This is a genomic window from Enterobacter sp. PL1 (assembly GCF_945957325.1).
In the GTDB taxonomy this organism is placed as follows: domain Bacteria; phylum Pseudomonadota; class Gammaproteobacteria; order Enterobacterales; family Enterobacteriaceae; genus Enterobacter; species Enterobacter roggenkampii.
On the sequence record NZ_CAMFKT010000004.1, the window covers coordinates 17,268 to 41,896 of the forward strand.

At 55.8% G+C, this 24,629-nt stretch carries 21 protein-coding genes; 11 read left to right on the plus strand and 10 right to left on the minus strand.

The features are described 5' to 3' along the window. The first annotated feature begins 27 nt into the window (after positions 1-27). A complete protein-coding gene (gene sulA / locus N6P30_RS04920; RefSeq protein ID WP_032637628.1) occupies positions 28-537 on the plus strand; it encodes an SOS-induced cell division inhibitor SulA in 510 nt (169 codons plus the stop codon). 354 nt (positions 538-891) lie between these two features. Further along, complete coding sequence (gene ompA, locus N6P30_RS04925) at positions 892-1,947, plus strand: porin OmpA (RefSeq protein WP_023292865.1); 1,056 nt, start codon at positions 892-894, stop codon at positions 1,945-1,947. Between the two features lie 64 nt (positions 1,948-2,011). Here ompA and matP read toward each other — a convergent pair whose 3' ends face one another. Then, positions 2,012-2,464 carry a macrodomain Ter protein MatP gene (gene matP, locus N6P30_RS04930; RefSeq protein WP_008499929.1) on the minus strand — a complete coding sequence of 151 codons (453 nt, stop codon included), beginning with the start codon at positions 2,462-2,464 and terminating at the stop codon, positions 2,012-2,014. Between the two features lie 186 nt (positions 2,465-2,650). On the opposite strand from matP, the gene N6P30_RS04935 reads away from it, so the two are divergent. After that, on the plus strand, positions 2,651-4,411 hold the full coding sequence (locus N6P30_RS04935; protein ID WP_032663857.1) for a Lon protease family protein: 1,761 nt from the start codon (positions 2,651-2,653) through the stop codon (positions 4,409-4,411). Between the two features lie 68 nt (positions 4,412-4,479). Continuing rightward, positions 4,480-4,998 (plus strand): 3-hydroxyacyl-[acyl-carrier-protein] dehydratase FabA, encoded by a 519-nt coding sequence (gene fabA, locus N6P30_RS04940; RefSeq protein ID WP_008499931.1) that lies wholly within the window; start codon positions 4,480-4,482, stop codon positions 4,996-4,998. Positions 4,999-5,068: 70 nt separating this feature from the next. On the opposite strand, the gene rmf is transcribed toward fabA, so the two are convergent. From rmf to rlmKL, 6 genes are all read right to left on the minus strand, one after another. Then, the gene (gene rmf, locus N6P30_RS04945; RefSeq protein WP_013097261.1) at positions 5,069-5,236 is read right to left on the minus strand and encodes a ribosome modulation factor; all 168 of its coding nucleotides are present in this window, start codon (positions 5,234-5,236) and stop codon (positions 5,069-5,071) included. A 255-nt stretch (positions 5,237-5,491) separates the two neighbouring features. Next, positions 5,492-6,058 carry a membrane integrity-associated transporter subunit PqiC gene (pqiC, locus tag N6P30_RS04950; protein WP_008499932.1) on the minus strand — a complete coding sequence of 189 codons (567 nt, stop codon included), beginning with the start codon at positions 6,056-6,058 and terminating at the stop codon, positions 5,492-5,494. Further along, on the minus strand, positions 6,055-7,695 hold the full coding sequence (gene pqiB, locus N6P30_RS04955; RefSeq protein ID WP_008499933.1) for an intermembrane transport protein PqiB: 1,641 nt from the start codon (positions 7,693-7,695) through the stop codon (positions 6,055-6,057). The genes pqiC and pqiB overlap by 4 nt, the downstream gene beginning before the upstream one ends. A gap of 4 nt (positions 7,696-7,699) precedes the next feature. Beyond that, entirely contained in the window at positions 7,700-8,953 is a 1,254-nt protein-coding gene (gene pqiA, locus N6P30_RS04960) for a membrane integrity-associated transporter subunit PqiA (RefSeq protein ID WP_008499934.1), read from the minus strand. 13 nt (positions 8,954-8,966) lie between these two features. After that, entirely contained in the window at positions 8,967-10,874 is a 1,908-nt protein-coding gene (locus N6P30_RS04965; RefSeq protein WP_008499935.1) for an ABC transporter ATP-binding protein, read from the minus strand. A gap of 12 nt (positions 10,875-10,886) precedes the next feature. Next, positions 10,887-12,995, minus strand: a complete 2,109-nt coding sequence (gene rlmKL, locus N6P30_RS04970; protein WP_021240859.1) for a bifunctional 23S rRNA (guanine(2069)-N(7))-methyltransferase RlmK/23S rRNA (guanine(2445)-N(2))-methyltransferase RlmL — start codon at positions 12,993-12,995, stop codon at positions 10,887-10,889. A gap of 98 nt (positions 12,996-13,093) precedes the next feature. On the opposite strand from rlmKL, the gene N6P30_RS04975 reads away from it, so the two are divergent. Beyond that, positions 13,094-14,203: a YcbX family protein gene (locus tag N6P30_RS04975; protein WP_021240860.1), complete on the plus strand. Its 1,110-nt coding sequence runs from the start codon at positions 13,094-13,096 to the stop codon at positions 14,201-14,203. Here the strand turns inward: N6P30_RS04975 and zapC are convergent. Together zapC and pyrD are read right to left on the minus strand one after the other, a co-directional pair. Next, positions 14,200-14,742 carry a cell division protein ZapC gene (zapC, locus tag N6P30_RS04980; RefSeq protein WP_023292867.1) on the minus strand — a complete coding sequence of 181 codons (543 nt, stop codon included), beginning with the start codon at positions 14,740-14,742 and terminating at the stop codon, positions 14,200-14,202. The genes N6P30_RS04975 and zapC overlap by 4 nt on opposite strands. 166 nt (positions 14,743-14,908) lie before the next feature. Continuing rightward, on the minus strand, positions 14,909-15,919 hold the full coding sequence (gene pyrD / locus N6P30_RS04985) for a quinone-dependent dihydroorotate dehydrogenase (RefSeq protein ID WP_008499939.1): 1,011 nt from the start codon (positions 15,917-15,919) through the stop codon (positions 14,909-14,911). A gap of 248 nt (positions 15,920-16,167) precedes the next feature. Between pyrD and ssuE the strand changes: the two genes are divergently transcribed. Genes ssuE through ssuB form a run of 5 tightly spaced genes read left to right on the plus strand, consistent with a single transcriptional unit; the run spans position 16,168 to position 20,408 of the window. Continuing rightward, a complete protein-coding gene (gene ssuE / locus N6P30_RS04990) occupies positions 16,168-16,743 on the plus strand; it encodes an NADPH-dependent FMN reductase (RefSeq protein ID WP_008499940.1) in 576 nt (191 codons plus the stop codon). Then, on the plus strand, positions 16,736-17,698 hold the full coding sequence (locus tag N6P30_RS04995; RefSeq protein WP_025912948.1) for a sulfonate ABC transporter substrate-binding protein: 963 nt from the start codon (positions 16,736-16,738) through the stop codon (positions 17,696-17,698). Before ssuE ends, N6P30_RS04995 begins: the two co-directional genes overlap by 8 nt. Continuing rightward, entirely contained in the window at positions 17,695-18,840 is a 1,146-nt protein-coding gene (ssuD, locus tag N6P30_RS05000; protein WP_023292869.1) for an FMNH2-dependent alkanesulfonate monooxygenase, read from the plus strand. Before N6P30_RS04995 ends, ssuD begins: the two co-directional genes overlap by 4 nt. A 9-nt stretch (positions 18,841-18,849) precedes the next feature. After that, complete coding sequence (ssuC, locus tag N6P30_RS05005) at positions 18,850-19,641, plus strand: aliphatic sulfonate ABC transporter permease SsuC (RefSeq protein ID WP_023292870.1); 792 nt, start codon at positions 18,850-18,852, stop codon at positions 19,639-19,641. Further along, positions 19,638-20,408: an aliphatic sulfonates ABC transporter ATP-binding protein gene (ssuB, locus tag N6P30_RS05010; RefSeq protein WP_023292871.1), complete on the plus strand. Its 771-nt coding sequence runs from the start codon at positions 19,638-19,640 to the stop codon at positions 20,406-20,408. The genes ssuC and ssuB overlap by 4 nt, the downstream gene beginning before the upstream one ends. Positions 20,409-20,458: 50 nt before the next feature. On the opposite strand, the gene pepN is transcribed toward ssuB, so the two are convergent. Beyond that, positions 20,459-23,071: an aminopeptidase N gene (pepN, locus tag N6P30_RS05015; protein WP_023292872.1), complete on the minus strand. Its 2,613-nt coding sequence runs from the start codon at positions 23,069-23,071 to the stop codon at positions 20,459-20,461. A gap of 254 nt (positions 23,072-23,325) precedes the next feature. On the opposite strand from pepN, the gene pncB reads away from it, so the two are divergent. Then, a complete protein-coding gene (gene pncB / locus N6P30_RS05020; protein ID WP_021240866.1) occupies positions 23,326-24,528 on the plus strand; it encodes a nicotinate phosphoribosyltransferase in 1,203 nt (400 codons plus the stop codon). The last annotated feature ends 101 nt before the right edge of the window (positions 24,529-24,629 follow it).

Below are 24,629 nucleotides of genomic sequence, written 5' to 3' on the forward strand. Positions count from 1 at the left end.
TACAGTAACTACAGGGCTGGAATGAATATGCACACTTCAGGCTATGCAAATCGCGCAATCTCTCTCTCTTCTGCTGCAGGCAATGTCGCGCAGAATTCCGTCGAGCGTGTTTCCACAGGGCTTATCAGTGAAGTGGTTTATCGTGAAGACCAGCCCTTGTTAACGCAACTTCTTTTACTGCCATTATTACAACAGCTCGGTCAGCAATCGCGCTGGCAGCTTTGGCTCACGCCTCAGCAAAAGCTGAGTCGCGAGTGGGTTCAATCCGCAGGCCTTCCGCTGACCAAGGTCATGCAGATTAATCAACTTTCGCCTTGCGATACCGTTGAGTCGATGATCCGCGCGTTACGCACAGGAAATTACAGCGTGGTGATTGGTTGGTTACCGGAAGAATTGACGGAAGAGGAACATTTCCGACTGACTGAAGCCGCTGAAGAAGGGAATGCGATCGGGTTCATTATGCGTCCGGTTCGATCGGATTCTTACCGCAGAGGACAACTTTCAGGGCTAAAAATTCACTCAAATTTGTATCATTGAGTGAAATTAAGATTTTTCCTGGAATTTTTTTTGACCGCAAGATGGGATTTTAGTTCCCGGCCTTAAAATTGCGGCAAGGCTTGTCTGGTGCGGTTCTCCTTAATTTTATTGCACAAAATTCGTTCAAAAAATGTTAAATAATCGGTATACGGAACTTTTTTTTTCATATGCCTGACGGACTTCACACTTGTAAGTTTTCAGCTACGTTGTAGACTTTACATCGCCAGGGGTGCTCGGCCTAAGCCGAAGATATCGGTAGATTTATATTTGACCACGCCCCCCGGTGAAGGATTTAACCGTGATTCTCTCTTGAGACTTTCATGGCGAATTTTGGATGATAACGAGGCGCAAAAAATGAAAAAGACAGCTATCGCGATTGCAGTGGCACTGGCTGGCTTCGCTACCGTAGCGCAGGCCGCTCCGAAAGATAATACCTGGTATGCAGGTGGTAAACTGGGCTGGTCTCAGTTCCACGACACCGGCTGGTACAACAGCAGCCTGAACAATGATGGCCCAACTCACGAGAGCCAGCTTGGTGCAGGTGCGTTCGGTGGCTATCAGGTTAACCCGTATGTTGGTTTTGAAATGGGTTACGACTGGTTAGGTCGTATGCCATACAAAGGCGACACCGTAAACGGCGCTTTCAAAGCACAGGGCGTTCAGCTGACCGCTAAACTGGGTTACCCAGTAACTGACGATCTGGACGTGTACACCCGTCTGGGCGGCATGGTATGGCGCGCTGACTCCAGCAACAGCATCGCTGGCGACGACCATGACACCGGTGTTTCCCCAGTATTCGCTGGTGGCGTTGAGTGGGCTATGACCCGTGACATCGCTACCCGTCTGGAATACCAGTGGGTTAACAACATCGGCGACGGCAACACCGTTGGTGTTCGTCCAGACAACGGCATGCTGAGCGTAGGTGTTTCCTACCGTTTCGGCCAGCAGGAAGAAGCAGCTCCAGTTGTTGCTCCAGCGCCGGCTCCAGCTCCAGAAGTACAGACCAAGCACTTCACTCTGAAGTCTGACGTTCTGTTCAACTTCAACAAAGCGACTCTGAAACCAGAAGGCCAGCAGGCACTGGATCAGCTGTACACCCAGCTGAGCAACCTGGATCCTAAAGACGGTTCTGTAGTGGTTCTGGGCTTCACCGACCGTATCGGTTCTGACGCTTACAACCAGAAACTGTCTGAGAAACGTGCTCAGTCTGTTGTTGATTACCTGATCTCTAAAGGTATCCCAGCTAACAAGATCTCCCCACGTGGTATGGGCGAAGCTAACCCAGTTACTGGCAACACCTGTGACAACGTGAAAGCTCGCGCTGCACTGATCGACTGCCTGGCTCCAGATCGTCGCGTAGAGATCGAAGTTAAAGGCATCAAAGACGTTGTAACTCAGCCAGCGGCATAAGTTATCGTCTTATAAAAAAACCCCGCAATGCGGGGTTTTTTATTGTCTGAAGAAAAGTAAAAAACTACTTTTTACCCAACAGCGCCTGAAGGTCATTCTTCAGTGTCGACATCTGGTTGGCGTACTTCTCTTTATGTTCTGCATCCTCAATCAACTGCACGATGGTTTCCGACAGCGTTTTACCCCGTCGTTGTGCCAGCCCGGCCAGGCGCTGCCAGACAACAAATTCCAGGTCGATTGATTTTTTGCGAGTGTGCTGGTGCTCAGCATTAAAATGCCGTTTGCGTCGCGCGCGGATAGTTTGCTTCATCCGGTTTAACAACGCAGGATTAATGTGTTTCTCAATCCAGCCGTTGACCTGTACCGGTTCGTTTTCGAGGGTCAGCAAAATATCCACGGCTTCTTGCGCAGCGCTGGCTTCGATGTAGCAGGTGATCAGCTCCCCTTCACGGTGCTTTTTGACCAGGTACTTCCATTTCCAGCCGCTTTCGAGATTTTCCAGTTGTTGATATTTCATTGCGATCTCAGTGTTACCACGTAACTCTGTTCAGAATATCAGTTTTTTAGCAATCTGCTGAAAAGAAATCATATCCTGTGAGTGAATGCAGCTAATCACCCTGTCGAAATCCCCAATCCTGCTTGGGTACAGCTCCCCGCTTACGGTATACTCCACGCTTTTACATCTGACTAAAAAACATCAACTTTGACCATTACGAAACTTGCATGGCGTGACCTTGTTCCGGATACCGAAAGTTATCAGGAACTGTTTGCACAGCCAGATCTCGCAAAAGAACACGAATTCATCCTTAGCGATACGCAGCCCCGTTTGCATTATGCGCTGGAGCAGGTATTAAGCCCCTGGGCAACTGCGCCTTTCATGCTGCTCAAAGCCCCGGAAGAAGCGGAATACCTGACGTTGTTCGGGGATGCCGTGCGTCAGCTAAAGCCGGAAGCGAACGCCGTTTTTGGCGGCCAGTATCGTATCGCTGGACATGATGTTACTTTCGAACCGGCGGCGCAGGCCGACGGCCTTTTTGCCGCTAAGGGCGAGGTGATTACCGCGAACTGGGTCGAGGCTGAACAACTCTTTGGTTGTCTGCGCCAGTTTAACGGCGAGCTTTCGCTGCAGCCTGGGCTGGTACATCGCGCAAATGGCGGTGTCCTGGTCATCTCGCTGCGTACCCTGCTCTCGCAGCCGCTGCTGTGGATGCGTCTGAAAACCATCGTGCATCAGCAGCGTTTCGACTGGGTTGGCTACGATGAGTCTCGTCCTCTGCCTGTCTCGGTTCCGTCTATGCCGCTGTCATTAACCGTCGTGCTAACGGGCGACCGTGAATCGCTGGCAGACTTCCAGGAAATGGAGCCTGAACTGGCTGAACAGGCGGTGTATAGCGAATATGAAGACAATATTCAGATTGCCGATGCCGACGATATGGCGCAGTGGTGCCAGTGGGTGATGGCCGTTGCTGAACGTTTTGCGCTGCCAACGCCTGCGGCTGACGCATGGCCAGGCCTGATCCGCGAAGCGGTGCGTTATACCGGTGACCAGGAAACGCTGCCACTCTGCCCGCTCTGGATCGGCAAACAGCTGCGTGAAGTGGGCGTGGTGAGCGGTAGCGGTGCGTTCACCGGGGAGCAGCTCACCCAGATGCTGGCTCAGCGTGAGTGGCGGGAAGGCTATCTTGCTGACCGTATGCAGGATGAAATTCTGCTGGAACAAATTCTGGTGGAAACCGAAGGCGAACGCGTCGGACAGATCAACGCCCTGTCGGTGATTGAATTCCCTGGCCATCCCCGCGCGTTCGGGGAGCCGTCCCGTATTAGCTGCGTTGTGCATATTGGAGACGGCGAGTTTACCGACATCGAACGCAAAGCCGAGCTGGGCGGAAACATTCACGCCAAAGGCATGATGATCATGCAGGCGTTTTTGATGTCTGAACTGCAGCTTGAGCAACAGATCCCCTTCTCCGCCTCGCTGACGTTTGAGCAGTCCTACAGCGAAGTGGATGGCGATAGCGCCTCTATGGCTGAACTGTGCGCCTTAATCAGCGCCCTGGCGGAAGTGCCTATCAATCAGAATATTGCGATCACCGGTTCGGTGGATCAATTTGGTCGTGCGCAGCCTGTGGGTGGCCTCAATGAAAAAATTGAAGGCTTCTTCTCTATTTGTCAGCAGCGCGGTTTAAACGGCAAGCAGGGTGTGATTATTCCGGCTCCCAACGCACGCCATTTAAGCCTCAGCCAGGAGATTCTGGATGCGGTTGAACAAGAGCAGTTCGCTATCTGGGCCATCGAAGGGATTGAGGATGCACTACCCTTACTGACAAACCTGGTATGGGATGGCGAAGGGCAAACCACCCTGATGCAGACTATCCAGGAGCGCATTGCTCAGGCAACACAGCAGGATGCTCGTCACCGTTATCCATGGCCGTTACGCTGGCTGGGCTGGTTTAGTTCGAACTGATCGGACTTGTTCAGCGTACACGTGTTAGCTATCCTGCGTCCTTCACTAAAATAAGGCTTACTGAGAACATGGTAGATAAACGCGAATCCTATACAAAAGAAGATCTTCTTGCCTCTGGTCGCGGTGAACTGTTTGGCGCGAAAGGCCCACAGTTACCGGCCCCGAACATGCTGATGATGGACCGTGTCGTGAAAATGACCGAAACCGGCGGCAACTTCGATAAGGGTTACGTAGAAGCAGAACTCGATATCAACCCGGACCTGTGGTTCTTCGGCTGCCACTTTATTGGCGATCCGGTAATGCCTGGCTGTCTGGGTCTGGATGCCATGTGGCAGCTGGTTGGCTTCTATCTGGGCTGGCTGGGTGGTGAAGGTAAAGGCCGCGCGCTGGGCGTAGGCGAAGTAAAATTCACCGGCCAGGTTCTGCCTACGGCGAAGAAAGTGACCTATCGTATTCACTTCAAGCGCATCGTTAACCGCCGCCTGATTATGGGCCTGGCAGATGGCGAAGTGCTGGTAGACGGTCGTCTGATCTATAGCGCAAGCGACCTGAAGGTTGGCCTGTTCCAGGACACGTCCGCGTTCTGATCGTGCTTTCGCACCTCCAGAAAGGCGAAACCTCCGCATTGCGGAGGTTTCTTTTTTGAAAGAGACGTTATCAGGCTATGAGTGCCCTGTCGCCGATGGCTTCTCGCCAGCCTCCAAGCCATTGTGACCTTTGATTTATCGTCTGATAAGGACACATTTCTTTAGAACGTCCAGCGATGCCGGCCTGATAACCACGTTGATGAGCCCGTTCCAGGCGATCTCGTTTCTGTCTCTTCATGCCTCGTTTCCCTCATTCTTTTGTCTGGTGGAAAGAAAACAGTGTCTGCACTATCTGCACAGGCACAGATAACGAATACCCCGAATTAGTCGCATCGTCAATGTTCAAAATTCATACGGGTGTCATATTTGTGAGCTAGCTGGAAGTTCATTTGTACAAAAATTGTGACGTGGCACAAGTAACAACCTGAGTTGAAAACGAAAAAAAACCGCAATCAGCGACAGACCGATTGCGGTTTCTGATGATGAATTTTACTTATGGCAGTCGGGAAATCTCTCTCGCGATACTGGCCGACTCCTGCGCCCATCCCTGAGCCAGGACTTTCACCATTTCGTCATAGCCATCTTTCTGCTGCTTCAGCTCCAGATGGAAAGGACGCTTAATCAGCTGCCCCTGATGGTTCAGCAACCACTCCCCGCTGATGACCACCGCACCGTCATAACGGCCGTGGAAGCCCGTTACGGTGACGTTCAGCGTATCCTGATCGTTACCCAGCGGCTGCGATGCGACTACCCACCCCGGAAGCTGACTGCCCAGGTTAGCCACCAGCGTGTTGCGCAGCTGCTGATCCAGCGGGCTGGCCCACAGGTTGTTGGTCGCAATCACGTATTTCACGTCGCTGGTCTGATAGACCACGCCGTTTCCTGCCAGATAATCCGGCACGGCGACCTGCTCAACCCACAGCTGGCGGTTCCCCTGGCTCGCCGTGCTTTGCCCGCCGCTGTGGGTTGCCACAGGCAGCTGATAATAGCTTTTATTATCTCCCCCTGAACTGCATGCCGTTAACAGCAGAGCGCCAACCATCAATAGCCATTTTTTCATTCTTTTGCCCTCTTCGGCTCAGGATCCTTTTTATCTTTCGCTTCGAACACCAGCGCATTGCTCTTCTCGTTGAGCGTTTTCAGCACCGGCTGCAGTTCACGCAGGACCTGATCAAGACGCTGCATATCTGCCACCATCTTGTTATAGGCCGCTGATCCCGGCTGGAAGCCCTGCATACTGCGGTTCAGCTCACGCAGCGTTTTCTGCATGTCCTGCGGCAGCTGCTGCATGCTCTGGCTCGCCGTAATCTTGTTGATGTTATCCAGCGTGGTTTGCAGACGGCGCATCGTTGCCTGGCTTTCGCTCAGCGAGTTTGTTGCCGCTTCAATCATCGGATTCAGTGGCAGATTGTTGATCTTATCCAGCGTCTCCATCAGACGCTGCTGGATCTGCGCCAGACCGCTGCTCACCGTTGGGATGATCTTGTAGCCACCGAATTCACGGATACCGGTAATCGGCGGTGCTTTCGGGTAGAAGTCCATATCCACATACAGCGCACCGGTGACCAGGTTGCCGGTTTTCAGCGACCCGCGCAGACCGCGTTCCATCAGCTGGGTGATATGAGTCGCGATATCCTGATTTTCACCAATCTGATTAAGCAGACGCTCTGGTTCAATGCGGATCAGTACCGGAATGCGGTAATCATCATCCAGCACCTGCTGAAGGCCCGGAACGAAGAACGGCACTTGCCCAACCGTACCGAGACGAATGCCCCGGAATTCAACAGGCGCCCCCGGCTGCAGGCCGCGAACGGAGTCTTTAAAGAACATCAGGAAGTCAACGTGATCGGTATAGAGCGCATCCTGAATGCTTTTTTGATCGTCAAAGAGACGGAAAGCGGTGTTCTCTGCGACCGGCTGCCCTAAATCCAGGCCCTCCGGCACGTCAAAACTCACGCCGCCACCAAACAGCGTGGTCAGCGAACCCATTTCAACGCGCATGCCTGCCGAAGTCAGATCCACCGCGATCCCGCTGTCTTTCCAGAAGCGGACGTTGCTGGTAACCAGGCGATCGTTTGGCGCATTAATGAAGAGCTGATAGCTGATCGCGCGTTTCTGTGGATCAAACGTGCTTTTCTCAACCGAACCGACGCGGTAGCCGCGGAACAGAACCGGGTCGCCCGCCGTGAGCTGACCCGCTTTTTTACTGTCGAGGATCACGCGGATGCCCTTGGCATCAGGCGGTGCAAGCGGCGGTGAATCCAGAAGCTGGTATTGGGCTGGCTGGTTACCCTTAGCCCCCGGCTGCAGCTCAATGTAGGCACCCGAGAGCAGCGTCCCCAGGCCGCTGATCCCTTCACGCCCCACCTGCGGCTTAACGACCCAGAAAACGGAATCGCCGTGCAGCAGTTTTTCCATGCCGGCATTCAGGCGCGCCTTAATTTCCACATGGGTTAAATCGTCGGTCAGGGTTGCGCTTTCCACCACGCCCACATCCACGCTACGGCTTTTGATGGTCGTTTTACCGCCCTCAATCCCCTCGGCATTGGTGGTTATCAGCGTCACTTCCGGCCCCTGATGGCTGTAATGATAAAACAGGATCCAGGCACCGATCAGCGCAGTCACGATGGGAAAAATCCACACCGGAGACCAGTTTTTGACCTTCTGCACTTTCGCCTCTCCACTCTTATTTTCCATGCTCTTACTCTTCCTCATGGCTTGATTCAGGCTCACGATCCCACGATAAACGAGGGTCGAAGGTCATGGCCGCAAACATGGTCATGATCACGACCAGTGCAAACATTAAAGCCCCCATCGCAGGATAAATACTCATCAAACCGCCCATCCGCACCAGCGCAGAGAGAACGGCGATGACAAACACGTCAATCATTGACCAGCGTCCGACAAACTCGACCACTTCATAAATCAGGTGCATGCGTTCGCTGTCGCGTTTCCCATGACCTTTTGCATCCCAACAGAGCCAGGCGATGGCGATCATTTTTAAGGTGGGCACCATAATGCTGGCGATAAAAATGACGCCAGCGACCGGATAGGATCCTTCGCCCCAGAGCAGTATCACCCCGGCCAGGATCGTCGAGGGCATTTTGTCGCCGAGCAAATCGGTGATCATGATTGGCAGAATATTGGCTGGCAGATACAGCATGACGGACGTGACCAGCAGCGCCATCGTCCACTGCAGGCTATTTTTACGGCGCACGTGCCCTTTCGTTTCGCAACGCGGACAAACGTCGAGATCGGCGGGCAGCACGGCGGTACAGCACGGGCACGAGCGAAGCCCCTGGCGAATGCCGGGCACGCCGACCTTCACCGTCTGCGCAAGCGTCGGTGCCGGGGCGATATCATCCCACGCCCAGCGTCTGTCCACGCACTGGAAAGCGCGCAGCTGCAGAACGCAGTACAGACACCAGGGAATAAAGCTGCTGCCAATCCCCACGTCGCCGTAGGCCATCAGCTTCACGAAACTGACCAGGATCCCCGCCAGAAAGATCTCGGCCATCCCCCAGCTTTTGAGCTGAAACAGAATACGCGCAAGTCGGATTTTCAGCGGTGCCGGCATCCTGACGCGGTTCACCAGCAAAAGGATGACGACCAGGCAAAAAGCCGGGACTATCTGGACAAACAGGAGAAAGAAGGTCCCCAGGCTGGCGTAATCTTCCGAGAACATCACGCCCGGGATTTCAAGCAGATCCACCTGACTGGTGATCCCCCCCACCTTCATGTAGATGAAGGGGAAGAGATTAGAAAGCAGCAGCATGAACAGTGCTGCCAGCGCGTAAGCAGTGGGACGCTGCCGCGGCGCGTCCCACTCGGTTGTCAACGTCGCGCCACAGCGTGGACACAGGGCTTTATGTCCGTGACCAAGCTCTGGCAACGCCACGAGCATATCGCATTGCGAGCATAAAATATGCCTGTCGGCATGGTGCTGGTCACACATATGTTATCCCTGTTTATGCGCCGTTTTTCAGAGACTCAAGGTACTCCCAGCGCTCAAAGGCGTCTTCCAGGGCTTTTTCAGCCGCGGACATTTCAGCCAATACTTTCTGAGTATAGTCATGCGATTGGGTAAAGAATGACGCATCAGCAACCTGTTTTTGCAGATCCTCAAGCGCAGCCTCCAGCTCTTCAAGACGCTGCGGCAGCCCCTCCAGTTCGCGCTGCAGGTTATAGCTTAGTTTAGCCGAGGTTTTCTTGACAGTTTCTGCTTTTGTTACAGCAGGTTCAGAACTTATTTTGGACTTTGACTGTTTCGTCGCCAGCGACTGTGCCTGCTGCCCTTTTGCATCGTGATAACCGCCGACATATTGACCAATTCGCCCTTCACCTTCGAAGATCCAGCACTCGGTCACGGTGTTGTCAACGAACTGACGATCGTGGCTGACCAGCATCACGGTGCCCTGATAACCGTCAATCAGTTCTTCCAGCAGTTCCAGCGTTTCGACATCCAGATCGTTGGTCGGTTCATCGAGGATCAGCAGGTTGCTTGGCTTCAGGAACAGGCGCGCCAGCAGAAGACGGTTGCGCTCACCGCCTGACAGCGCGCGCACCGGCGTCATGGCGCGCTTCGGATGGAACAGAAAGTCCTGCAGGTAGCCCAGCACGTGGCGCGGCTTGCCGTTCACCATCACTTCCTGCTTGCCTTCGGCGAGGTTGTCCATCACCGTACGGTCCGGATCCAGCTCCGCGCGGTGCTGGTCGAAGTAGGCGACCTCCAGCTTGGTCCCGCAGTGAATGCGGCCGCTGTCGGCCTGCAGCTGGCCGAGCATCAGTTTCAGCAGCGTGGTTTTACCGCAGCCGTTCGGGCCAATCAGGGCGATTTTGTCGCCGCGTTGAACCTGTGCCGAGAAGTCTTTCACCAGCACTTTACCGTCAACCTGATAGTTAACGTTTTCCATTTCAAAGACAATCTTGCCGGAACGGGACGCCTCTTCCACCTGCATTTTGGCGCTGCCCATCACTTCACGGCGTTCGCTGCGCTCGCGACGCATCGCCTTCAGGGCGCGCACGCGGCCTTCGTTACGGGTACGGCGGGCTTTGATGCCCTGGCGGATCCAGACCTCTTCCTGCGCCAGCTTGCGGTCAAACTCCGCATTCTGCAGCTCTTCCACGCGCAGGTTTTCTTCTTTCTCCAGCAGATAGGTGTCGTAATCGCCAGGATAGGTCACCAGCTTGCCGCGGTCGAGATCGACAATACGCGTCGCCATATTGCGAATAAACGAACGGTCGTGCGAGATAAAGATGATGGTGCCGCTGAAGGTTTTCAGGAAGCCTTCCAGCCAGTCGATCGCTTCGATATCCAGGTGGTTCGTCGGTTCGTCCAGCAGCAGCACCTTCGGCCCGCTGACCAGCGCACGACCCAGGGCCGCTTTACGCAGCCAGCCGCCGGAGAGCGCCGACAGCTCCATGTCGGGTTCCAGCCCGAGCTGCGCCAGCACTTCATTAATGCGGTTTTCAAGCTGCCACAGACCGTGGTGATCGAGCATCTCCTGCACTTTTGCCAGTTCGTTGAGGTTTTTGTCGCTCGGATCGGTCATCACCAGATGCGAAATCTCGTGATAGCGCTTCAGGTATTCAGCCTGCTCGGAGATCCCTTCCGCCACGAAATCGTACACGCTGCCGGTCACGTGACGCGGTGGATCCTGCTGCAGGCGGGAGACAATCAGATCCTGTTCGTAAACAATGCGTCCGTCATCCAGGCCCTGTTCACGGTTAAGGATTTTCATCAGCGTGGATTTACCCGCGCCGTTACGGCCCACCAGACAGACGCGCTCGTTATCTTCGATGTGCAGTTCTGCATTGTCGAGAAGCGGTGAGTCGCTGAAAGAGAGCCACGCGCCGTGCATACTAATTAAAGACATTTATTTTTCCTTTCAGACCGCGGTAATCAACCAGCAGTTATGGATTTGACGGTTACGGGCAAAGTCCTGAGACAGCGTTTTTTGGCTGATTTCTTGTGCTTTCAGTCCCAGGGCTGCTAAGCCGTCATGATCCATACGGAAGCCGCGTTTGTTGTTCGAGAACATAATGGTGCCGCCTTTACGCAGCAGGCGCTTCAGGTCGGTCATCAGGCGCAGGTGATCGCGTTGAACGTCAAAGCTATCTTCCATACGCTTGGAGTTGGAGAAGGTCGGCGGATCGATAAAGATCAGGTCGAACTGCTCGTCGGTGTCGCGCAGCCAGCCCAGCACGTCAGCCTGCATCAGGCGATGCTGACGCCCGGTTAAGCCGTTAAGACGCAGGTTGCGCTCCGCCCACTCCAGATAGGTGCGGGACATATCCACCGTGGTGGTGCTGCGCGCGCCGCCCAGACCGGCATGCACGCTAGCGCTGCCGGTATAGGAGAAGAGATTCAGGAAGTCCTTGCCCTTGCTCATCTGGCCCAGCATGCGGCGGGCGATACGGTGGTCGAGGAACAGGCCGGTATCCAGATAGTCGGTCAGGTTGACCCACAGGCGGGCGTTATATTCGCCCACTTCGATAAAGTCACCCTTCTCACCCATCTTCTGGTACTGATTTTTGCCTTTCTGACGTTCACGGGTTTTCAGCACCAGCTTGTTTGGCGCAATACCCAGCACGGCGATGGTGGCGGCAATAACGTCCAGCATGCGCTGACGCGCTTTTTGCGCATCAATGGTTTTCGGCGGCGCATATTCCTGAATTACCACCCAGTCCGCGTAGCGGTCAACCGCCACGTTGTACTCCGGCAGGTCGGCATCATACAGGCGGTAGCATTCAATGCCCTCCTGCTTCGCCCACTTCTCAAATTTCTTCAGGTTCTTGCGCAGACGGTTAGCGTAATCTTCCGCCACGCCGGACGGCTTGCTGTCGGCCGCCTTCTCCGCCAGATGGTAGTTTTTCTGCACGCAGTCCAGCGGGCCGTTTTTCGCCTTAAACTGGCGGTCGGCACGCAGCTGCAGGCAGCTCAGCAGTTCCGGCGAGGCGCTGAACAGAGACAGGTTCCAGCCGCCGAAGTGGTCCTTCATGTTGCGGCCCAGCAGGCTGTGCAGGGCAATCAGCGCCGGTTCGCTGTCGAGACGTTCGCCGTATGGCGGGTTGCTGATCACGGTACCGTACGGGCCTTTTGGCAGCGGGTTGGTCAGGTTTGCCACGTCTTTTACTTCGAAGGTGACCAGCTCGCCGATACCGGCACGGCGGGCGTTGCTGCGCGCGCGCTCAATGACGCGAGGGTCGCTATCGGAGCCGTAGAAATGAGAGGTATATTCCGCCAGCCCCTTACGTGCGCGGGTCTGCGCGTCGTCTTTGACCTCTTTCCAGAGCGCTTCATCGTGCTGCGCCCAGCCTTTGAAGCCCCACTGGCCGCGATGCAACCCCGGGGCGCGGTCGGTGGCCAGCATGGCCGCTTCAATCAGCAGGGTACCGGAACCGCACATCGGGTCGAGCAGCGGCGTGCCCGGCTGCCAGCCGGAGCGCATCACAATGGCGGCCGCCAGGGTCTCTTTGATGGGTGCCATGCCGGTACGATCGCGGTAGCCGCGCAGGTGCAGGCCCGCGCCGCTCAGATCGAGAGAGATACTCGCCGTGTCGCCGTTCAGCCAGACGTTAATACGCAGATCCGGGTTTTCACGATCGACGTTCGGACGTTCCTTATTTTTACGCGTAAAGCAGTCCACAATGGCGTCTTTTACGCGCAGGGCACCGTACTGGCTGTTGCGGATCTCGTCGTTCACGCCGTTGAAATGGACCGCAAAGGTGGCATTCGGGGTGAAGATCTCTGTCCAGTCGATCATCTGTACGCCGGTGTAGAGGTCAAGGTCGCTATAAACCTTGCACTCCTTCATCGGCAGCATGATGCGCGACGCCAGGCGGCTCCACATCAGGCTCTGGTAAATAAGCCGCGTGTCGCCCTCAAAATGGACACCACCCTGAACCACCTGACACTCTTGTGCACCCAGGCTTTCCAGTTCAGTTTTTAACAGCTCTTCCAGCCCACGGGCCGTACTGGCAAACAGAGAATTCATATCGTCACTTTTACTCTTAGAAAATTGTCGCGCATTATAGCTAATATGGCGTGTATGTCATAAAGTTGAAGGCTTATTTTCATTCGAGGGAGTGTGCAGTGGCGACGTTATCCAGGCTTTTTATTCATCCGGTGAAATCCATGCGCGGCATCGGCGTCTCTCACGCGCTGGCCGACATGAGCGGATTCGCCTTCGATCGAATTTTTATGGTCACCGAGCCTGACGGTACGTTTATTACCGCACGCCAGTTCCCGCAGATGGTTCGCTTTACCCCTTCCCCGCTTCATGACGGTTTGCACCTTACCGCGCCGGACGGTTCCAGCGCGGTGATTCGCTTTGCTGATTTTGCGCCCGTCGATGCGCCAACGGAAGTGTGGGGGAACCACTTTACCGCGCGCATCGCCCCGGATGAAATTAACCGCTGGTTAAGCGGCTTCTTCTCCCGTGACGTGCAGCTGCGGTGGGTTGGACCTGAACTGACGCGTCGCGTGAAGCGACACGACGCCGTTCCCCTCTCCTTCGCCGATGGCTTCCCGTTCCTGCTGACGAACGAAGCCTCGCTGCGTGATTTACAGGGCCGCTGCAAAGCCAGCGTTCAGATGGAACAGTTCCGTCCGAACCTGGTGGTGACGGGTGCCGAGGCCTGGGACGAAGATACCTGGAAAGTGATCCGCATTGGCAGCGTCATATTTGACGTGGTGAAGCCCTGCAGCCGCTGCATTTTCACCACGGTGAGCCCGGAGAAAGGCCAGAAGCATCCTTCCGGCGAACCGTTGAAAACCCTGCAATCATTCCGCACCGCGCAGGATAATGGCGATGTCGATTTCGGCCAGAACCTGATCCCACGCTCCAGCGGCGCGATCCGCGTCGGCGATGAGGTCGAAATTCTTGCTCGTGGGCCAGCGAGAGTGTACGGCTCGGGTCAGGAGGAGGAGTTTGTCGACGTTGAGACCAACGTCGCCTCTGCGGTAGATATTCACTGGCAGGGCAACGTTATCCGGGGTAACAACCAGCAGGTACTGCTTGAGCAGCTGGAACAAGCGGGGATCCGCATACCCTATTCCTGCCGCGCGGGCATTTGCGGATGCTGTCGTATCAGACTGGTGGATGGCGAAGTGAGTGCGTTGAAAAAGTCGGCAATTGGAAATGACGGCACAATTCTGTGCTGTAGCTGCGTCCCGAAAACGTCCGTACAGCTGGAAGCTTAAACCGCCTGCTCGAGGCTGAAGGCATCCACGCGAAGCTGGGGCTTCAGCCTGTCGTTCATGACCTTAATGGCATCCCCGAGCTGCATCGTCCGCCCGGCAATCGTCACGCCAGGCTGGGCCAGCAGGCAGAGCGCGGCATTATCGCCTGGCTCCACCACCAGCAGGCTCACCTCTTCTGCGGTATCGCTCAGGTTGACGCTGGCCGCATCGCCCGTTGCCGGGGTCCAGTTCATGCCGTGCGGCAGGAAATGCCAGCTCTTTGGCATTTGCGGCTTCAGGAAACGGATAGCCACCAGCGCATTTAATACCAGCTCGGCGCGCTGCTCTTTCGAGAGCATCAGATCGCGACATTTTTCCTCAAAGGAGAAATAAAGCGCAGCGTCATCAACGCAAAAGCCTGACGGGGAAAAAGCGTCCGGGGTTAACATTCGGCGGGCAAAACGAGAGCGAAACAACATGCCATTGGCTAAGTCGAGCATCATTCGGTCATGCTCGTCGCAAAAATACCAGCGCCAGTTATCGTCAGGTTTAATTCGCATGTTTCTCTCCCGTCCCCGAAACGTCCTGTACTAAAAATGTCCTGTTTGCCGCTTCGTTTATAACACCATTAATAAAAGACTATAATGTCTAAATAAGCAACAGTGACGGAATATAAAACAACCAGGGCTGGAAATAAAGCCCCGGTTGTCTGATTACGAGAAAAGATTAGATATGCGTAACGATTTCTTTAATCAGCGGCGGTCCTTTAAAAATAAAGCCGGAATAGATTTGCACCAGTGACGCACCCGCCGCCATCTTCTCACGCGCAGCAATCACGGAGTCAATGCCGCCGACGCCAATAATCGGCAGGCGGCCATTTAATTCCGCAGACAGGGCGCGAATAATTTCGGTGCTTTTTAATTGCACCGGACGGCCACTTAACCCACCCGCTTCGTCACAGTTTTTCATTCCCTGCACGAGGGAACGATCGAGTGTGGTATTGGTCGCAATTACACCATCAATATTATGGCGAACCAAACTGTCGGCAACCTGGATCAATTCTTCGGCAGAAAGATCCGGGGCGATCTTAACCGCGACCGGAACATATTTGTGGTGGATCGCCTGGAGTTCATTTTGCTTATTTTTAATGGCACTCAGAAGATCGTCCAGCGCTTCACCATATTGTAAGGATCGCAGGCCCGGGGTATTGGGTGAGGAAATATTCACCGCAATATAACCGGCATAGGCGTAGACTTTTTCCATACAAATCAGATAGTCATCTTTACCCTGCTCGACCGGCGTGTCTTTATTTTTGCCGATATTGATGCCCAGTATTCCGTCAAAGTGGGCTTTTTTTACGTTCTCGACCAGGTGATCAACACCGTGGTTGTTGAAGCCCATGCGGTTGATCAGCCCTTCGGCTTCCACCAGTCGGAACAGGCGCGGTTTGTCATTTCCCGGCTGCGGGCGCGGGGTGACGGTACCGATTTCAATGGAGCCAAAGCCCATCGCGCCCAGGGCATCAATGCACTCGCCATTTTTGTCCAGACCGGCAGCCAGACCCAGCGGATTTTTAAAAGTCAGCCCCATGCACTGCACAGGTTTTACCGGCACATGCTGGCGCACCAGCGCGGCCAAAGGCGTGCCGGTAATACGACGTAATTGCTGGAATGTAAATTCATGAGCGCGCTCAGGGTCGAGCTGGAAAAGGGCTTTACGAACGAAGGGGTAGTACATGAACTCTCCTGGATTCCCGGTGTGCAAACCGGGAGGGGATTATGGGCGATCCCGTCGCGAAAGGGAATTGACCTGCGGCAAAAAACCCGCGTAAAACGCAATCGTTTACCTCCCCGTCCATTTCTTATGCACTTTTTTGCATTTTAATTGCAGATAAATCATTTAGTGGAATAAACGCGCGGTGTCACACTCCTTAAAATTGTTATGAATGTTAGATAAAAGCAAACAATTAGTTATAAGGAGGAAGTATGCGCGTCATTACCCTGGCCGGAAGTCCACGATTCCCTTCGCGCTCCAGCGCCCTGCTGGAATATGCCCGTGAAAAACTGAATGCTCTGGATGTGGAAGTGTGCCACTGGAACCTGCATAACTTCGAACCTGAAGATTTGCTCTACGCCCGTTTCGACAGCCCCGCGCTGAAAACCCTCATTGAGCAACTTAACGGCGCGGACGGCCTGATCGTAGCAACGCCCATCTATAAGGCCTCCTTTTCCGGGGCCCTGAAAACCCTGCTCGATCTGCTTCCGGAACGTGCGCTGGACGGCAAGGTGGTGCTGCCGCTGGCAACGGGCGGTACGGTTGCCCATTTACTGGCCGTGGATTATGCCCTGAAGCCGGTGCTGAACGCGTTGAAAGCGCAGGAGATCCTCCACGGCGTTTTCGCCGATGACTCGCAGGTCATCGACTATCAACACAAACCCCACTTTACGCCTAACCTGCAAACCCGCCTCGATAACGCTCTGGAAACATTCTGGCATGCCCTGCATCGCCGGGATATCCAGGCCCCGGCGTTTGGTCAGCCTCAAGGAGTCGCACATGTTTAAAACGTTAACCCGCATCGGACTGGCCGGTTTGATGGCGCTTACCTCGCTGGCCCATGCCGCAGAAACGGCTCCGGAAAGTTTACGCATCGGGTATCAGAAAGGCAGCGTCAGCATGGTGCTGGCAAAAAGCCACCAGCTTCTGGAAAAACGCTTCCCGGACACCAAATTCTCCTGGGTGGAGTTCCCGGCCGGCCCGCAGATGCTGGAGGCCCTGAACGTGGGCAGTATCGATCTCGGCAGCACGGGCGATATCCCACCTATATTCGCCCAGGCCGCGGGAGCGGACCTCGTCTACGTTGGCGTTGAGCCGCCCAAGCCTAAGGCCGAAGTCATTCTGGTGCCTGAAAACAGCGACATTAAAAGCGTCGCCGATCTTAAAGGCCATAAGGTCGCTTTCCAGAAAGGTTCCAGCTCACACAACCTTTTGCTGCGCGCTCTGCAAGAGGCCGGGCTTAAGTTCACCGACATTCAGCCCGTTTACCTGACTCCCGCTGACGCGCGCGCCGCGTTCCAGCAGAAGAACGTTGATGCCTGGGCCATCTGGGACCCGTACTACTCCGCCGCATTGCTGCAGGGTGGCGTTCGCGTGCTGAAAGACGGTACCACGCTGAAGCAGACCGGCTCGTTCTATCTGGCCGCGCGCCCTTATGCGGAAAAGAACGGCGCGTTTCTTCAGGGCGTGCTGGATACCTTTACCCAGGCCGATGCCCTGACCCAGAGCCAGCGTCAGGAGAGCATTGCCCTGCTGGCGAAAACCATGGGCTTACCTGAGCCGGTGATCGCGAGCTATCTCAACCACCGTCCGCCGACCACCATTACGCCGGTGGACGCACACGTCGCCGCACTTCAGCAACAAACGGCTGACCTCTTCTATCAAAACCGCCTGGTTCCAAAACAGGTCACTATTCGCGAACGCATCTGGCAACCCGCAGGCAAAGAAGGAGCTAAATCATGAGTCTGAATCTTTTCTGGTTTTTACCCACCCACGGTGATGGACACTATCTTGGTACAGAAGAGGGTTCACGCCCGGTTGACCATGGCTACCTGCAGCAGATTGCACAGGCGGCGGACCGAATCGGTTTCACCGGGGTGCTGATCCCGACCGGACGATCCTGTGAAGATGCCTGGCTGGTCGCCGCGTCGATGATCCCGGTCACCCAGCGTCTGAAGTTCCTTGTCGCGTTACGCCCGAGCGTCGTCTCCCCTACCGTGGCGGCACGTCAGGCGGCCACGCTGGACAGGCTGTCCAACGGCCGCGCCCTGTTTAACCTGGTAACAGGCAGCGATCCGCAGGAGCTGGCGGGCGACGGCGTGTTCCTCGACCATACCGAACGCTATGAGGCCTCCGCCGAGTTCACCCGCGTCTGGCGACGCCTGCTGGAAGGGGAAACCGTCACCTTTGAAGGCAAGCATATTCACGTTCGCGACGCGAAGCTCTACTTCCCGCCGGTGCAGCAGCCGCGCCCGCCGCTCTATTTTGGCGGGTCGTCGGATGTGGCCCAGGATCTGGCGGCGGAGCAGGTCGACCTCTATCTGACCTGGGGCGAACCGCCTGAGCTGGTGAAAGAAAAAATCGCTCAGGTCCGCGCGAAAGCGGCCGCCCATGGCCGCAAGGTGCGCTTCGGTATTCGCCTGCACGTGATTGTGCACGAAACCAATGATGAGGCCTGGCGGGCGGCGGACCGTCTGATTTCTCATCTGGACGATGAGACCATCGCCAAAGCGCAGGCCGCGTTTGCCAAAACCGACTCCGTCGGGCAGCACCGGATGGCGTCCCTGCACAACGGCAAGCGCGAGAATCTGGAGATCAGCCCGAACCTGTGGGCGGGCGTCGGTCTGGTGCGCGGCGGTGCGGGTACGGCGCTGGTCGGCGACGGCCCGACCGTGGCCGCGCGTATCAATGAATACGCCGAACTGGGCATCGACAGCTTTATTCTCTCCGGTTATCCGCACCTGGAAGAGGCGTACAAGGTCGGCGAGCTGTTGTTCCCGCATCTTGATGTCGCCATTCCGGAGGTTCCGCAGCCGCAGCCGCTCCAGCTGCAGGGCGAAGCCGTGGCAAACGAATTTATTCCACGCAAAGCCGCACAGAGCTAAGGAGGGACCATGTCTGCCACCTCACAAAAATGGCTGCTGCGCGCCGCGCCGTGGTTTTTACCCGTCGGCATTGTGGCGCTCTGGCAGCTCGCATCGTCCACCGGCTGGCTGTCGAGCCGCATTCTGCCCTCTCCGGAGGGCGTTGTAGAAGCGTTCTGGTCGCTGAGCGTCAGCGGAGAGCTGTGGCAGCATCTGGCGATCAGCTCCTGGCGCGCCGCGATCGGGTTTTCCATCGGCGGCAGTATCGGGCTGGTTCTGGGTCTGGTGAGCGGCCTTTCACGCTGGGGCGAGCGGCTGCTGGATACCTCTATCCAGATGCTGCGCAACGTGCCGCATCTGGCGCTGATCCCGCTGGTCATTCTGTGGTTTGGGATTGATGAGAGCGCCAAGATCTTCCTCGTGGCGCTGGGCACGCTGTTCCCGATTTACATCAACACCTGGCATGGCATCCGCAATATCGATCGTGGTCTGGTGGAGATGGCGCGCAGCTACGGCTTATCGGGTTTTTCCCTCTTTGTTAATGTGATTCTGCCGGGCGCCCTGCCCTCCATTATGGTCGGGGTGCGTTTCGCGCTCGGCCTGATGTGGCTGACGCTGATTGTGGCGGAAACCATCTCAGCCAACTCCGGGATTGGTTATCTGGCAATGAACGCCCGCGAATTCCTGCAAACGGACGTGGTGGTAGTTGCCATCATTCTGTATGCCCTGCTCGGCAAACTCGCTGACGTCAGCGCACAGTGGCTGGAGCGCAGCTGGCTGCGCTGGAATCCGGCCTATACCCTTCAGGAGGCGAAAGCATGAATACTGCACGACTGAATCAGGGGACCCCGTTACTGCTTAACGGCGTCACCAAACGCTACGGCGAGAACACCATCCTTAACGGGCTGGATCTCCATATCCCCGCCGGACAGTTTGTGGCCGTTGTCGGGCGCAGCGGCGGCGGCAAGAGTACGCTGCTACGGCTGCTGGCCGGACTGGAAGCCCCCAACGGCGGCGACATTCTGGCAGGGACAACGCCGCTTTCGAATATTCAGGACGATACCCGCATGATGTTCCAGGATGCGCGCCTGCTGCCGTGGAAATCGGTTATCGACAATGTCGGGCTAGGCCTTAAGGGCAGCTGGCGCGATGAAGCCCGCCAGGCGCTGGCCGCCGTTGGGCTGGAAAATCGCGCCGATGAATGGCCTGCTGCCCTTTCGGGTGGACAAAAGCAGCGCGTGGCGCTGGCGCGGGCGTTGATTCACCGTCCGGGCCTGCTCTTGCTCGATGAACCACTGGGCGCTCTCGACGCCCTGACGCGAATCGAAATGCAGGATTTGATTGGTTCCCTCTGGCAGACGCACGGCTTTACGGTACTGCTGGTGACGCATGACGTGAGCGAAGCCGTCGCAATGGCCGACCGGGTGCTGTTAATAGAGGAAGGAAAAATCGGTCTGGATTTGACGGTGGATCTTCCACGGCCTCGTCGCGTGGGCTCGGCAAGACTGGCAGAGCTGGAGGCAGAAGTGCTGGATCGGGTGATGAAGCGCGGGGGCACGGAGTTACAGCGAGCTAAGGCTAATGCCTGATGCCCTCATCCCCGGCCCTCTCCCACAGGGAGAGGGTGGGTAAACTTTTATTACGCTAACGCTTTAGCAATCTTCTCGTACAGATCGCCAGACAGGTTTTCCAGCCCTTTCAGTTGCTCAAGCGCGGCACGCATCTTCGCCTGACGCTTATCATCGTAGCGTTTCAGACGGATCAGCGGCTCAATCAGGCGCGACGCCACCTGCGGGTTACGGCTGTTCAGCTCGGTCAGCATTTCCACCATGAACTGATAACCGCTGCCGTCTTCGGCGTGGAATGCGGCCGGGTTGCTGCTGGCAAACGCGCCAATCAGCGAGCGCACGCGGTTTGGGTTGCTCAGGGTAAAGGAACGATGCTTCAGCAGGCTGCGCACCTTGCTGAGCGCATCGGCCGCCGGGCTGGTCGCCTGCAGGATGAACCACTTATCCATTACCAGACCATCCTGATGCCACTTGTCGTCATACTCCTGCATCAGCGCATCGCGGCACGGCAGTTCGGCGGCAACGCTTGCGCCCAGCGCGGCCAGCGCGTCGGTCATGTTATCCGCCTCGTGATACTGCTTGCTCACCAGGGTGTTCGCCAGCTCGGTTTCACCAAACGCCAGATAGCGCAGGCAGGTGTTACGCAGAGAACGTTTACCAATGTCCGCATGCTCAACGCGATAAGCGTCAAGCTTGTTGGCGTTATAAATGGCGAGGAACTCGTCCGCCAGTTCAGCAGCCAGCGTACGGGTCAGCGCTTCACGCACCGCCACGATCGCGATCGGATCGATAATCTCGAACAACTCCGCGATTTCCGTTGCTGACGGCAGGGTCAGAATTTCAGCGGCCAGCGCCGGGTCAATCTTCTCATCCAGCAGGATCGCGCGGAACGCGTCAGCCACGTGAACAGGCAGCGACAGCGGCTGACCCTGCTGGTGACGGTTTACGTTGATCTTGATGTAGGTCGCCAGCAGGCTTTGCGCCGCATCCCAGCGGGAGAAGTCGTTGCGGGCGTGACGCATCAGGAACGTCAGCTGCTGATCGCTCCACTTGTACTCCAGCTTCACCGGTGCGGAGAATTCACACAGCAGCGCAGGCACCGGCTGGAAATAGACGTTATCGAAGATAAAGGTCTGCTCGGCCTGGGTCACGTTCAGCACGTGGTGTACCGGGTGGCCGCCCTTCTGCAATGGAATGACTTTGCCTTCGTTATCGTACAGCTCAATGCTGAACGGAATATGCAGCGGGTATTTCTCTTCCTGCTCTGCCGTCGGCGGCGTGCGCTGGCTGATGGTCAGGGTGTACTGCTCGGTTTCTGGATTGTAATCGTCTTTGACGGTAACAATCGGCGTACCGGCCTGGCTGTACCAGCGGCGGAAGTGGGAAAGATCGACATTAGAAGCATCTTCCATTGCCTGCACAAAATCGTCGCAGGTGGCCGCGCTGCCGTCATGACGCTCGAAGTAGAGCTGCATCCCTTTCTGGAAGTTCTCTTCACCCAGCAGGGTGTGGATCATGCGGATAATTTCAGCGCCTTTCTCATACACCGTCAGGGTGTAGAAGTTGTTCATTTCGATGACTTTATCCGGACGAATCGGGTGCGCCATTGGGCTGGCATCTTCCGCAAACTGCAGGCCGCGCATGGTACGCACATTATTGATGCGGTTCACCGCGCGTGACCCCAGATCGGAGCTGAACTCCTGGTCACGGAAGACGGTCAGGCCCTCTTTCAGGCTCAGCTGGAACCAGTCGCGGCAGGTGACGCGGTTACCGGTCCAGTTGTGGAAATATTCGTGGCCGATGACGCGTTCGATATCGAGATAATCTTTATCGGTGGCGGTATCGGTGCGCGCCAGCACGTATTTGGAGTTAAAGACGTTCAGGCCTTTGTTCTCCATTGCGCCCATGTTGAAGAAATCAACGGCAACGATCATATAGATGTCGAGGTCATATTCGAGGCCAAAGCGCTCTTCGTCCCACTTCATGGAGTTGATCAGCGAGGTCATCGCCCACGGCGCGCGGTCCAGGTTACCACGGTCAACAAACAGCTCCAGCGCCACTTCGCGGCCTGAGCGCGTTTTGAAGGTGTCGCGCAGCACGTCGAAGTCACCCGCCACCAGCGCAAACAGGTAGCACGGTTTCGGGAACGGATCCTGCCACTGAACCCAGTGACGGCCATTCTCCAGCTCGCCTTCGCCTACGCGGTTGCCGTTGGAGAGCAGGAAGGGATACAGGGTTTTATCGGCGATGATTTTGGTGGTGAAGCGCGCGAGGACGTCCGGGCGGTCGAGATACCAGGTAATGTGGCGGAACCCTTCCGCTTCACACTGGGTACACAGCGCCACGCCTGACTGGTAAAGCCCTTCCAGCGCGGTGTTGGCGGCCGGGCTGATTTCATTCACGATGCGCAGCGTAAACTGTTCCGGCAGGTTGTCGATGACCAGCTGGTTGTTTTCTTCTTTATAGTCTGACCAGGCTTCATCATTAATATGCAGGGAGACCAGCGTCAGGTCTTCGCCATCCAGACGCAGCGGCACGGCAGTTGCGCTGTGGCGCGTCACCTGACTCACCGCCGTGACAACGGTTTTAGTGGCATCCAGGTCAAAAGTCAGATCGATTTCGCTAATCAGATAATCCGGCGCACGGTAGTCGTGGCGGTATTTGGCTTGTGGCTGTTGTGTCATAGAAAACCTTATGCATCGTTTGTCGAGTAACGTTTCAATATATTCCTGTTGCGCAAAACGCGCTATGCAGAATGTTCATCTTTTCAGGGTCAATACCTTTTTTTGCTACATTTGTATAACACGGGGCACAAAATGCCCTCGACCATAAAACGCGCTTATGTTGTGATCGGGGTTCAATAAATCACTAAACAAGGTATACTCCGGAGTTGTTTATTGTACTAAACGCTCCTGTGAGAGGATGCTACTGCGCACCTATGACTCAATTCGCTTCTCCAGTTCTGCATACGTTGCTGGATACCGACGCGTATAAACTGCACATGCAGCAAGCCGTTTTCCACCATTACTATGACGTTCATGTCGCGGCGGAATTCCGCTGCCGTGGCGACGACTTGCTCGGTATCTACGCAGACGCCATTCGTGAACAGGTCAATGCTATGCAGCATCTGACGCTGCAGGACGAGGAATATCAGTGGCTTTCTGGCCTGCCTTTCTTCAAAGCCGACTACCTGAACTGGCTGCGCGACTTCCGCTATAAGCCGGAGCAGGTCACCGTGGTTAACGATAACGGCAAGCTGGATATTCGCCTTGCAGGTCCGTGGCGGGAAGTGATCATGTGGGAAGTGCCGCTTCTGGCGGTAATCAGTGAGCTGGCTCACCGCTACCGTTCCCCGGAAACGGGCGTAGCGCAGGCGGTGGCCTCGCTGGAAAAGAAACTCGCTGACTTCTCCACGCTGACCGCAGGGCTGGACATGTCCCGCTTCCGCCTGATGGACTTTGGCACCCGCCGCCGTTTTTCGCGTGACGTACAGGAGGCCATCGTTAAACGTCTGCAGCAGGAGCCGTGGTTCGTGGGCACCAGTAACTACGATCTGGCCCGTCGCCTCAATCTGACGCCAATGGGTACCCAGGCGCACGAGTGGTTCCAGGCGCATCAGCAAATTAGCCCTGACCTCGCCAACAGCCAGCGCGCAGCGCTGGCCGCATGGCTTGCGGAGTACCCGAATCAACTCGGAATTGCCCTCACGGACTGTATTACGATGGATGCCTTCCTGCGCGACTTTGGACCTGAATTTGCGGAGCGTTATCAGGGGTTGCGCCACGATTCCGGAGATCCGGTTGAGTGGGGTGAGAAGGCGATTGCCCATTACGAGAAACTGGGCATTGACCCGATGAGCAAGGTGCTGGTCTTCTCCGATAATCTCGATCTGGCGAAAGCCGTCGAACTCTATCGCCATTTCAACGCCAGAGTGAACCTGAGCTTCGGGATCGGTACCCGGTTAACCTGCGACATTCCTCAGGTAAAACCTCTGAATATCGTGATAAAGCTGGTGGAATGTAACGGCAAACCGGTGGCGAAACTCTCCGACAGCCCGGGCAAAACCATCTGCCATGACAAGGCGTTTGTCCGCGCGTTGCGCAAAGCCTTCGATCTTCCCCAGATCAAAAAAGCCAGTTAAGCGCTTAAGGGAGCCTTCATGGCTCCCCTCTTCTTATTTATTTCTCAATTCTTCCCTTTTGACCGCGAAATTTACTTGTCTGATAGCAGATGGCAGGTAAC